Origin of the sequence: Fictibacillus sp. NRS-1165, assembly GCF_050468105.1 — a bacterium.
In the GTDB taxonomy this organism is placed as follows: domain Bacteria; phylum Bacillota; class Bacilli; order Bacillales; family Fictibacillaceae; genus Fictibacillus_C; species Fictibacillus_C terrinigri.
Genome location: NZ_JBDPNU010000066.1, coordinates 1 through 10,983 on the forward strand (window position 1 = coordinate 1; position 10,983 = coordinate 10,983).

12 protein-coding genes and 1 riboswitch are annotated in these 10,983 nt (G+C 45.0%); of the genes, 6 read left to right on the forward strand and 6 right to left on the reverse strand.

The window, feature by feature from the left end; translation table 11 throughout:
* Window positions 1-193: hypothetical protein (locus ABHN01_RS22780; RefSeq protein ID WP_429877431.1), on the forward strand; the 193-nt coding region annotated here is incomplete at its 5' end.
* A 648-nt stretch (window positions 194-841) separates the two neighbouring features.
* Here ABHN01_RS22780 and ABHN01_RS22785 read toward each other — a convergent pair.
* A complete protein-coding gene (locus ABHN01_RS22785) occupies window positions 842-1,591 on the reverse strand; it encodes a gamma-glutamyl-gamma-aminobutyrate hydrolase family protein (protein ID WP_429877432.1) in 750 nt (249 codons plus the stop codon).
* A 296-nt stretch (window positions 1,592-1,887) separates the two neighbouring features.
* Window positions 1,888-2,646: a TrmB family transcriptional regulator gene (locus ABHN01_RS22790; protein WP_429877433.1), complete on the reverse strand. Its 759-nt coding sequence runs from the start codon at window positions 2,644-2,646 to the stop codon at window positions 1,888-1,890.
* 143 nt (window positions 2,647-2,789) lie between these two features.
* Between ABHN01_RS22790 and ABHN01_RS22795 the strand changes: the two genes are divergently transcribed.
* Window positions 2,790-3,962 carry an MFS transporter gene (locus ABHN01_RS22795; RefSeq protein ID WP_429877434.1) on the forward strand — a complete coding sequence of 391 codons (1,173 nt, stop codon included), beginning with the start codon at window positions 2,790-2,792 and terminating at the stop codon, window positions 3,960-3,962.
* A 226-nt stretch (window positions 3,963-4,188) separates the two neighbouring features.
* Here the strand turns inward: ABHN01_RS22795 and ABHN01_RS22800 are convergent, their stop codons facing one another.
* Window positions 4,189-6,012, reverse strand: coding sequence for an APC family permease (locus ABHN01_RS22800; protein WP_429877435.1), 1,824 nt, complete (start codon window positions 6,010-6,012; stop codon window positions 4,189-4,191).
* 110 nt (window positions 6,013-6,122) lie between these two features.
* Window positions 6,123-6,268: riboswitch (cyclic di-AMP (ydaO/yuaA leader) on the reverse strand.
* A 143-nt stretch (window positions 6,269-6,411) separates the two neighbouring features.
* Between ABHN01_RS22800 and ABHN01_RS22805 the strand changes: the two genes are divergently transcribed.
* The 3 genes from ABHN01_RS22805 to ABHN01_RS22815 all read left to right on the forward strand — a co-directional run bounded on the left by ABHN01_RS22805 (window position 6,412) and on the right by ABHN01_RS22815 (window position 7,822).
* On the forward strand, window positions 6,412-6,549 hold the full coding sequence (locus ABHN01_RS22805) for a hypothetical protein (RefSeq protein WP_429877436.1): 138 nt from the start codon (window positions 6,412-6,414) through the stop codon (window positions 6,547-6,549).
* Window positions 6,550-6,690: 141 nt separating this feature from the next.
* Window positions 6,691-7,266 carry a hypothetical protein gene (locus ABHN01_RS22810; RefSeq protein WP_429877437.1) on the forward strand — a complete coding sequence of 192 codons (576 nt, stop codon included), beginning with the start codon at window positions 6,691-6,693 and terminating at the stop codon, window positions 7,264-7,266.
* A 346-nt stretch (window positions 7,267-7,612) separates the two neighbouring features.
* Window positions 7,613-7,822, forward strand: a complete 210-nt coding sequence (locus ABHN01_RS22815; protein ID WP_429877438.1) for a hypothetical protein — start codon at window positions 7,613-7,615, stop codon at window positions 7,820-7,822.
* 33 nt (window positions 7,823-7,855) lie between these two features.
* On the opposite strand, the gene ABHN01_RS22820 is transcribed toward ABHN01_RS22815, so the two are convergent.
* From ABHN01_RS22820 to ABHN01_RS22830, 3 genes are read right to left on the reverse strand one after another with little or no spacing between them, the layout of a single operon-like run.
* A complete protein-coding gene (locus tag ABHN01_RS22820) occupies window positions 7,856-8,422 on the reverse strand; it encodes a hydrolase (protein ID WP_429877439.1) in 567 nt (188 codons plus the stop codon).
* 3 nt (window positions 8,423-8,425) lie between these two features.
* On the reverse strand, window positions 8,426-9,271 hold the full coding sequence (locus ABHN01_RS22825) for a 1,4-dihydroxy-6-naphthoate synthase (protein WP_429877442.1): 846 nt from the start codon (window positions 9,269-9,271) through the stop codon (window positions 8,426-8,428).
* A gap of 9 nt (window positions 9,272-9,280) precedes the next feature.
* The gene (locus ABHN01_RS22830) at window positions 9,281-9,934 is read right to left on the reverse strand and encodes a futalosine hydrolase (RefSeq protein ID WP_429877440.1); all 654 of its coding nucleotides are present in this window, start codon (window positions 9,932-9,934) and stop codon (window positions 9,281-9,283) included.
* 151 nt (window positions 9,935-10,085) lie between these two features.
* Between ABHN01_RS22830 and ABHN01_RS22835 the strand changes: the two genes are divergently transcribed.
* The gene (locus ABHN01_RS22835) at window positions 10,086-10,952 is read left to right on the forward strand and encodes an MBL fold metallo-hydrolase (RefSeq protein ID WP_429877441.1); all 867 of its coding nucleotides are present in this window, start codon (window positions 10,086-10,088) and stop codon (window positions 10,950-10,952) included.
* Window positions 10,953-10,983: the final 31 nt, after the last annotated feature.

The window sequence follows — 10,983 nt, forward strand, 5'->3', positions numbered from 1 at the left end:
AACTTTTCGGGGTCACTTCATGGCCGGTGCTTTTTTTGTTCGCCGGGAAAGAGTTAGATATCCACCCGTAACGGGTACTTTCTTATTTAAAAACTCAGTTATTGACAAAACCTCAAATACCGCATCTGAAGCTTATTTAGTACTGTTTATTTTTATGGAGAAAGTCACGGCTAGGAAAGACAAGACTATTTAATAGTAAAAATAATCGAATTTGGTTTACGTATTTCTACTTAGAATATAAACCATAGGGAATATTTTTTTTGTTGGAAAACAGTTCAATAGATAAGTAACCTAGGAAAAAGTTTAGATAATCTCTGTACAAGGGTTGCTTCAAAGCACAAATTTCCCATCTTAGATATAACTCTATAATATGGGATGGCTCCAGTTTTTGTCAGACAAGCTGCTAGAATGACAGACTGTATGAAACCAATACGCCAATTTTAATGGTACAATTTAAAAATCTTGTAGACATGGGGCTATTTGCAAGCTTGATCGTGTCATCACTACACCGGTCTTCCTATACGTGGCAAACGCTTTTGCCCCGGCATTTACCGAGCAAGCTTATGATACTTTTGGGGATAGGATTGAAGGAATGACAAAATTTACGCAGCAACCATAACTATAGTAGGTACTTTACTGGTTTTCTTAATTACTCAAAAAATTGAGTTCGCTTCAGAAAACCTTGTTTCCAACATTGGTGGAGATGAAGGCGCGCCGCTTCCGTTTCAAGCGAATATCCTGAACCAGCACCTCTCATTGTTCGTCCCCCCAGAAAAAAACTAAAAAAGAGCTGATGAACAGCTCTTTTTCGAACGAATTTCTTATTCACAGGATTGCTGCATCAAAGAGCCGGCTGCTCCTTTTCCATCAAGTCATGGCACTTTTGCACAAAATGAACAAACATTTGATGCATCTCATCGCTCACGGCTGTCATATCTTCCGGATGCCACTGAACCGCAAGCATCCAGCTTTTTTCTCGATCCGTGCTTTCCAGAGCTTCAATCACCCTGTCAGACGAACAGGCCACAGCTTTTAAGCCCGGCGCCACTTCATCTACTGCCCCGTGGTGAAAACTATTGACCGAAATTTCTTCCGTTCCAAGAATTTCGGATAAAAGAGTACCTTTGTCCACACGGATGGAATGAGTAGCAGCCGAACGTGCACCATCCTGATAATGTTTAATTACATCCTCTTTCTCATCATTCAGATCCTGAATGAGCGTTCCTCCCAATGCTCCGTTCAATACCTGAATCCCCCGGCAGATCGCGAAGATAGGAAGATTTTGCTCTTGCGCATAGTGGATGAGATTAATTTCTGTTTCGTCCCGTTCCGGAATCACTTTTCCAAGGTTCGGATGAGGTTCAGCTCCGATCTTTTGGGGATCCATATCCTCTCCCCCGCTGAGCAATAGGCCGTCACACAGGGCGGTCCATTCTTTCACGGTCTCTTTGTCACCCATAGGAAGTATCACGGGAACGGCGCCCGCATTCATAACGGATGTCGCATAGCTATAATGTAAATAAGCCGTTTCATGACCTCCTAAATCCTTTGTTGAGCATGTAATCCCGATCACCGGTTTCTGATTTTCCACAATAACAACTCCTGTCAGATTTACGTTATAGGAGTCATTACCCGTTTTAGGACGATCTCAATTCGTTAAATTTCTCCAAATAAACTCGCTAAGCGAGGGCTTCTTTATATCTCGGCTTGCCGCATGTTTTGGTTACGTGCGAATTTTGTAGCTTTACCGTCCACTTTTTGTCGATTACGATCCACTTTTTACAGTTTACGTGCGGGTTTTCACTGTTTACATGCCAAACACAGCACGTTACATGCCAAACTACACATCACACCCGCCAATCATTCACCTGCCATTGCCTAACAGAGCTAATATCTTAAGTTCAACAGCACATTTCTGACCGCCTCATCCTTCATCACGGTGTCTTTGTATTTTCTGGTAATTTCTGTGAGTGCCACATCATGATAAAAGAATTCCGCGAAAAATTTGACGAGAGGACGTGATTTGGTCCGAATGGCTTGCCATGCTGTGTCTTCCATACCCGCAAACAGCATCTCCTCTTCATCCGTGATGAGAATCCTGCTCCTCTCCAACGTTCCGTGCTGAGTATCCGGTATTAACGTCGATACGTCAGGAATTTTCGTGGCGAGTTCACCGATCACATGCATTTTTACAGAGACGCCGTTCTTATATTTCTCTTCAAGTAACGGGAGATAGCCTGCTAAGTCGTCCGCCCATCCCGAAATGATGATCGATTTTTCGGCTTTCTCTATCAGACCTTGCAGGACAGATTGAATGGACTGGTTGTCTTTCAGCGTCCATACCCGGTCATCGGTTACTGTTTTTTTAATTTGTGCTTCTCTAAGCTGCTGTACATTGGTCTCAAAGTCTGCTTTGAGCTTTTTGATTGTAGCCTCGATCGGCAGCGCTGTATAGAGCCGCTTTTTTTCTACAGTTGATTCCAGGATCATTCCTTTTTCAGAAAGACGGTGCAGCACCTCGTACACTTTGGAACGCGGGACCCCGGACCGTTTCACAATTCCAGTCGCATCCAGCGGCTGATCCTCTGAGATTAATGATTGATATACCTGGCTTTCATATTGGGTAAATCCGAATTGCTGCAGCATGTTATTGACTCCTTGACTTTAATCGCTATGTAAATGATAACACAGACTCTTCCAATTTATGTACAGCCGAATTTTAATCTTGTTTTTCTTCGCATAAATGTTACTATTACAGTGGTAACTTTTTATACAAAGGATGAAGTGCTATGAATAAACGTGTTTACTTATTAACGATCGTATCGTTTGTAGTGGGTATGGTTGAATTAATTATAGGCGGCATATTGGATCTTGTTGCAGAAGACTTGAACGTCAGCATCGGCCATGCGGGTTTTCTCATCACTGCCTTCTCGCTTGTTTTTGCGGTGGCCTCACCCGTTCTTTTGATGGCCACATCAAAAGTGGAAAGAAAGAGATTGACGCTGATTACACTGCTTGTGTTTTTCGCTGCAAACGGCATCGCGATTATCAGCCCCTCGTACAGTGTACTGCTCATCGCCCGTATCTTATCAGCAGCGAGCGGCTCATTGCTTGTTGTTCTGTGCATTACCATGGCATCTAATATCGTTTCAGAACAGTATCGCGCCCGGGCAATCGGTGTCGTGTTCATGGGAATCAGTGCTTCTCTCGTGGTAGGCGTCCCGATCGGCCTAATGCTCGGAAATGCATTCGGATGGCGAGCACCCTTTATATTGATCGCCGGGCTTACTCTTCTTTCCATGGCCGGCGTGTACTTCTTTATGGACCAGATGGAGTCAAAGCCAGCGGTTTCGCTCGTTACACAGATTAAGACGCTGAAAGACCGAAAGCTTCTGTTCGGCCAGTTAACATCTTTTCTCTTCTTGGCCGGTCATCTGACCCTTTACGGATATTTAACGCCCTTCTTAAAAACAGCTCTCGGCTTGAACGGAACGTGGGTAAGCATCGTGTATCTCGTCTTTGGCTGTGCGGCCGTAGCCGGTGGAGGAATCGGAGGTTATCTTGCTGACCGTTTGGGTACAAAACGGTCGATCATCGGGTTTATTATTCTTTTCGGGATTACGATGTTCGTCATCCCTTACACAACCTTTTCGCTTCCTCTTTTCTTAGGCGTGATGATTATTTGGAGCATGCTCAGCTGGGCGATCACACCTGCGATGCAAAGCTATTTAATTGAATCTTCCTCTGCTGAAACATCTGATATTCAGCAAAGCCTGAATAACACCGCGCTTCACTTTGGGATTGCGTTCGGTTCTGCCATCGGCGGTTTTGTGATTGAGCAATCCACCGTAGAATCAAATGCCACTGTCGGGGGATGTTTCATCATTTTCGCACTGGCTGCGGCACTGATATCAATGTCAGAAAGCAAGCGCAGGGTGGCGTCGGTAAACAATCACACCTGATGGGCAGCGCTAAAGGCTTGGCTTAGAATTACTCACGGTTTTGATGGGTTTACTCCCGGTTCTACACGATTCACTCACGGGTTTGCCTCTAATACTCACCGTTTTGCGAACTTTACTCACCGTTTTACATGGTTTACTCACCATTCACATCATTTTCAAAAAAAATAATAAACAAGAAAAACACTTCCGCGGAAAAACTCCTCGGAAGTGTTTTTTATTCGATCCATTATTTTTTGAAGCGGTAAGGAACAGTCGCAATCACTACATCCCGTTTAAAGAGCAGATACGCCCGAATGAGCAAGCTTGACTGGTTATGAAGAATATTGTGCCAGCTTTTCTTTGTGATGAACTGAGGAATCAATACCGTTACTTGGTAGTTGTTTTCACCGGCCTTATGCTGAACAGTATCAATAAACTTCGTCAATGGCTGAATAATGCTGCGATAATGAGAATGAAGGGTAACTAGACGAACATTCGGCTGCCACTTCTTCCATTTTTCCTCGAACACTCTCTCGTCTTCTCGCTCAAATGACACATAAACGGCAATCACCTGGTCTGTTAAAGAGGTCGCAAAGTTTATGGAGTTTTCCACAACCTGTGTAATGCCTGCGACAGGAACGATAATGACGTTTCCCTCGATTTTCTTCGGCTGATGATTCGGATTAATTCTTAATTGTTGTCCTACTAACTCATAATGTGTTTTTATCTTATGAAAGATGATCACAATGATCGGCAAGAAAATTAGGACCGGCCACACCTGTGTGAATTTAGTCAAGAAGAACATCAGCGTTACAGTTAAACTGATGAGCGCCCCAGTGGCATTGATGATAAGCTTTGTCACCCATCCTTTTGGTTTTTCCCTGACCCATTTCACGATCATGCCGGACTGTGACAAGGTGAACGGGATAAACACCCCGACAGCATACAATGGAATCAGGTGCTCCGTCTGTCCTTTAAACAGGATAATCAGGATAATGGCACTGACTCCCAATGTGATGATTCCATTGGAGTACCCAAGTCTGTCACCGCGAATCGTAAACATCCGCGGGATAAATTTATCTTTTGCAAGGTTAACAGCGAGCAGCGGGAAAGCAGAATATCCTGTGTTTGCCGCCAAAATGAGAATTAATGCTGTGGTCCCCTGAATAAAATAGTACATAAAGTTTCTTCCAAATGTCTCATCCGCAATTTGTGAGACGACGGTTTCCGTTACACTTGGAGTAATTCCATAGTAATACGCCAAGTAAACGATGCCCGAAAACAGGATTGCCAATAATCCGCCCATGGCCATCAAAGTCTTTGAAGCATTATTCGGTGCGGGATCCTTGAAGTTCGGTATCGCGTTAGATATGGCTTCCACACCTGTTAATGCGGAGCTTCCTGAAGCGAAGGCCTTCAGCAATAAAAACAGACTGATTCCGGCAACCGGCGTTCCAACAGACGTATGTAGGTCAGCAGGTACATGCCCAGTTGAAATCTGATACAATCCCACCCCGATCAGGATAAATAAAGCGGCAACAAACAGGTAAACGGGATAGGCTAGGATTGAAGCCGATTCTGTAACTCCCCGGAGATTTAGTGTTGTAAGAAACAAAACAAACACAATCGCAATCGGTACAGTATAGGAATGCAATGCAGGAAAAGCGGACGTTATCGCATCTGTACCCGCTGACACACTTACCGCTACAGTTAAAATATAATCAACGAGCAAGGAGCCCCCTGCGATTAAACCTGGATTCACTCCGAGATTATCCCTGGAAACAACATATGCTCCACCACCATGAGGATAGGCAAAGATAATCTGCCGGTAAGATAGAATAAGTGCAGTTAAAAGAATGAGTACACCGGCAGCAATCGGAATGGAATACCAGAAAGCGGCAGCACCGACCGTGACCAAGACGATCAGTATTTGTTCGGGACCATAGGCAACAGATGATAATGCATCTGAGGAAAGAATCGCTAGCGCTTTTGTTTTGTTAAGCTTTTGCTCTCCTAACTCATTTGATTTTAGCGGCCTTCCGATTAATAGTCTCTTTAAATAAGAAAACACTGTTTTTCCCCCACTGATAAAAATTTTGTGTAAATATGAACGTGAAAAAAAGCCCCCAAGCCAATTTTAATAGACTTGCGGACGTGTGTTTACCTGTCTCACAAGCTTCATTTCTTTCTCATTAACGCTTACGAGGTTAGCTGTCGGATTCGGGCCATTGAGTAGCCCTACCTGTTTAAGGATTCACCCCTAGGACTTTTATATAAGCAGCCCGTATTGGTTCCCCCGCACCTAATGGTTTAAGCGATTTAAGAATTGAAACTCAGATAATAATACTCCTCTCTTGAAAAAATGTAAATACCGAGATTAAAAACTTTTCTTAAAGGTTATTTTAAAGATGTGAATAATATTTTAATATACAAAGAAATTTTGAACTTCCCGAAAAAAGGAGGATTTAAAATGTCTAAAAAAGATGGGCCTTTATTCTCAGATGAGTTCTTGGATCAACTTGCGAAAGAGATTAACGAACAATATGGCGGTCCGGAATTTAATCAAGGCGACACTGAACCCGATACGGACACAGAGGAATTGACATAAATCACAGCTGAAAATCCCGGCTTTCTGTTCCTATGCCCCTTGTCCCCTGTTGAGGATTCATTTAAATTAAGGAATGCATCCTCCTTTTGTGACTATATTGTAATATCACAACGGAATGTGAATCATGCAGGGGAGGTTTTTATGTGCTTTTTTAAGAGAATGGATCCCCATGTTCAAAGGGCAGCCAATTCTTTTCAAAACCGTTTTTCTAAAACCGCTTTACTCGTTCTCGTTTCCATTGCTTCCGCGATCACTGCACTCATACAATCTGCGGGTGGTACCCTGCCAGCGGTCGGACTCATCATCAGCCCCTTTTCCACCCTGCCTGTTGTTCTGATCACCATCATTTCTCCGCTGCTTGGGATCTACACCTTCTTTTTAACAGGCCTTCTCCTATTACTCGTACAGCCTAGTGAACTATTGATTTTTCTTTTTACAACCGGTCTTCTTGGAGTAGGACTTGGTCACGGCTTTACCTTTTTTCAAAGGCGTATCTTGATTGCATCCATCGGATCCCTTTCTCTTTTTCCTGGAATCTGCATCATGCTTCTCGGATTTCAATTTCCTCTATTCGGACCCGAGTTCCAAAGTACCTCCAGCTTTTATTTTTGGCTGTCCCTCTTTCTTTTTTCGTGTGGGTACAGCTTGGTTTGGGTGGAAATCACATTCCTTATTTTTAAAAAATATGTGAGCAGGCGGCTGAGGTCTAAACCTTAAAAATTCTCCAGATCACCCCGGTGGAAGCATCCGGCCCAAACGCCCTTTTGCTGCCGCCTCGACCCTGTGGCCTTCTTTCACGGCAATATCCCCTGGAGTGATCTTCCTTTCGCGCTCCATAGCCTCTCGCTCTTACTCTCGTAGTACAGTATGGATATTCATCCCGTTCAGGCCTTATTCTCGAACGATTGATCTTTCTTCATGATCTCCTCACAATTACATATTTTTCTTTCCCCTTCTCATACTAAGAGCAGGTATGTCAGTTGGGGGGGAAAAGCGAATGGCGTCATTTTGGAAAAAATCTAAAAGATTGTCTTCTCAAACGCCTACCGAGGGGTTGCGCAAGATGAATCGGCCTGTTATTCCAACATCGAGCAGCCTCAATGAGAATAAAGAAAAAATATTAGATTACCTGGATCACTCTCAAGACATCGGCAAAAGAGAGCTGACCTTTCAGGGCAAAAGTGCACTGTTGGTCTTTTACGTACCGCTCATGGATTCAGTTAAGCTGCCAACGGTAAAGGTAAGAATTGATTATAGAGGAATCACCAATTAAAAAAAGAAGGACGAACTGCGTCCTTCCTTCTTTTTAGTTCACTTGCGTATTTGTTAAAAATTCATCGGTTGTCCTTACCTTGCCGATTTTCGGAAAAATAAAGCGGCAGGATGCGTCATGCTCTTCCTGGCTGAATGAAACCATCGCGTCTGTTATAAAAACTTGGTTGTATCCAAACTGGAAGGCTTCTCTCGCCGTACTTTCCACCCCGATGTTTGTAGCAATTCCGCAAAGCACGATCGTGTCAATTCCGCGGCGTCTGAGCTGAAGATCAAGATCCGTACCGAAAAAAGCTCCCCATTGGCGCTTTGTTACGACATAATCGTCTTTTGTAACACCAAGCTTAGGTGCAAACTCAGCCCAGTCCGCAGGCCGTTCAGAAGAAGCCGCAGGCTGGTCAGTCGCAGGTTTCAAAGCATCTTTTCCATCATGAAACTCTACGTTCACGAACGAAATAAAGCCTTCATTTTGGCGGAACCGCTTGACCAGTTCGGCAGCTTTCGCCACTACCTCTTGTCCCCCAGGGAATTGGACGATCCCTTTTTGAAGATCGATAAGGACGAGGGCGGTTTTTTGAAAATCGATGTGCAGTGAATCCATACGTTAGTCCTCCTTTTTGAGAAGTGCAGAATAATCTCTTTCCGGCACGAGACCCTCATTTGCCGCGCGAGTCAGCAAAGAAATGATGGCTTCATAGCCTTTTTCTCCCAAATCAGAGGTAAATTCATTCACATAAAGGTTGATGTGCTGCTGTGCTACATCGAGTGATAGTTCGCTCGCATGCTGCATGACATATTCTTTTGAGGCCTCAGGAAATTTCCACGCATAAGCGACGGAAGAACGAATCCATTTGGTGATGGACTTCGTATCCAGGGACTTGCGCACAATAATCGCACCTAGCGGAATCGGCAATCCAGTATCCTCTTCCCACCAGTTGCCCATATCGGCCAACAGGTTTAAGCCGTAATTTTGATAAGTAAAGCGTGCCTCATGAATGACAAGCCCAGCATCGATTTTTCCTTCTTTAACCGCCGGCATGATTTGGTCAAACGGCATCACAACCGTTTCTCCGATTCCACCGGGTACATTTTGTGCTGCCCACAAGCGGAACAACAAGTAAGCTGTGGACCGTTCACTCGGCACGGCAACCTTTTTCCCAGACAGCATGCCCGGGCTTACATCACCGTCATGATTCACAAGGACAAGCGGGCCGCAGCCTCGCCCGAGTGCTCCTCCACAAGGAATCAAGTCATAATGGTCCAGCACCCAGGGTAGAGCAGCATACGAAATCTTTAGGATGTCTGGCCCTTCCTGACGGGCAGCCAGCCCATTTGTTATATCAATATCAGCATAGGTCACTTCAAATTCCGGGGTGCCTGGCACCATTCCATGGACCAATGCGTGAAACACGAACGTATCATTTGGACATGGTGAAAAGGCGATGCTCATTTTACTCATCTATAATACCTCCATAAAAACTTTACTTGCAGATTCAAGGGATTGCAGCGCATCTTTTATCCGCCATGCTTCTCGGTCACGGGGACCAACCGCATTGGAGATCGCCCGGATTTCAAGCACCGGGAGATTATACTCCTGTGCCGCGCAGGCCACTCCGTATCCCTCCATAGCTTCAGCCGCTGCTTCAGGCTCACGCTCCATTAATTCTACCGTCGTTTCTTCGGTGCCTGTCACCTTTGAAAGGGTAAGAATAGGTGCTCTCTGAACGTCCTGGCCACCCCTGGACAGTGCCGATGAAATGGCGTGTGCTAAGCCCTCATCCACCTCTATCCTGGTCGAAGAGCCAAATCCCAGCTCGTCCATGCTCAGGAATCCTTCAGGAGATTCAGCCCCTAAATCAGCACAGACGATTTCACTGGCGATCACCAATGAACCAATATCAGCTCTGCCGGAAAAACCGCCTGCAATCCCTGCATTTATCACGAGTTCATATGTATTGGCCGTTAATGCCTTCATTGTATTGATCGCTGCTGCTACAGGGCCAACACCAGCGAGTACGACATCCACTCGATCATCCTTCAATCCCCGAAGAACGGCTTCCTTTTCCGCCTGCACAGACGTCATAATCAGTATCCGCCCGTTCCGTTTATTCATGTACCTTCCTCCTGTTCCCTATTTCAAAGTTAGCATTTATCCTTCTGTTTTTTCCACTTTCATGCTCTGGGCAAATTGGATGTCCGCATAAATTATACCGTATGGATAACCCTATACGAGTAGAGAAAAAATGGAACGGAGGATTTTGAATATGGATCAAGTGGAAGGCAGTGCTTCTACCAATAAATACATTCCTGTCAGTTCAGTGACTTCAGGCGAAGGAATAGAACTGGCCCCGGATATCTATAGCTTTACCAATCAGATCGTTAATCTTTGTTTTATCGGAAACCCTGAAAATGACCAAGGCTGGGTGCTCGTTGATGCGGGTATGCCTGATTCAGCTGAAAAGATCATCCATGAGGCTGAAGATCGCTTTGGAAAAGGGACACGTCCGAAAGCGATCATACTCACACATGCCCATTTTGATCATATCGGTGGCATCATTGGCCTGTTGAACAAGTGGGAAGTCCCTGTCTATGCCCACCGGTTTGAACTTCCTTATGTCACTGGTGAAAAAGATTATCCAAAGCCTGATTCTTCTGTGGAAGGCGGGATGGTCGCAAAAATGTCCTTTCTGTTTCCTCACGAGTCCATTAATCTCGATCAACGGGTAACCGCTCTCCCCGAAGACGGGTCCATACCCGAAATGCCAGGATGGCGCTGGGTTCATACACCGGGCCATACCGAAGGCCATATTGCACTGTTTAGGGATTCCGACCGGGCATTGATCGCCGGAGATGCTTTTATTACTGTAAAGCAGGAGGATCTATACAGCGTCATTACACAGGAACTGGAGATCAGCGGACCGCCCCGTTATTTTACCCCCGACTGGATGACAGCCTGGAAATCGGTGAAGACACTGGAGGCCTTGCACCCCTTATTAGCGGTAACAGGACATGGTCGCCCGGTTAAGGGGGAATGGCTCTCTGAAAACCTCGCAAAACTGGCCCGGGACTTTGAAGAGATTGCCATTCCCGACTATGGAAAATATGTTGATGGTCAAAATCCGGAACAATAATAAACAGGCGCATTGAACTGCACCCCAAATT

Coding starts and splice junctions, on each gene's coding strand:
- ABHN01_RS22835 (WP_429877441.1), top strand. CDS start 10,086: ATGGATCAAGTGGAAGGCAGTGCTTCTACCAATAAATACATTCCTGTC.
- ABHN01_RS22820 (WP_429877439.1), bottom strand. CDS start 8,422: ATGGATTCACTGCACATCGATTTTCAAAAAACCGCCCTCGTCCTTATC.
- ABHN01_RS22810 (WP_429877437.1), top strand. CDS start 6,691: ATGTGCTTTTTTAAGAGAATGGATCCCCATGTTCAAAGGGCAGCCAAT.
- ABHN01_RS22805 (WP_429877436.1), top strand. CDS start 6,412: ATGTCTAAAAAAGATGGGCCTTTATTCTCAGATGAGTTCTTGGATCAA.
- ABHN01_RS22795 (WP_429877434.1), top strand. CDS start 2,790: ATGAATAAACGTGTTTACTTATTAACGATCGTATCGTTTGTAGTGGGT.
- ABHN01_RS22830 (WP_429877440.1), bottom strand. CDS start 9,934: ATGAATAAACGGAACGGGCGGATACTGATTATGACGTCTGTGCAGGCG.
- ABHN01_RS22790 (WP_429877433.1), bottom strand. CDS start 2,646: ATGCTGCAGCAATTCGGATTTACCCAATATGAAAGCCAGGTATATCAA.
- ABHN01_RS22825 (WP_429877442.1), bottom strand. CDS start 9,271: ATGAGCATCGCCTTTTCACCATGTCCAAATGATACGTTCGTGTTTCAC.
- ABHN01_RS22815 (WP_429877438.1), top strand. CDS start 7,613: ATGAATCGGCCTGTTATTCCAACATCGAGCAGCCTCAATGAGAATAAA.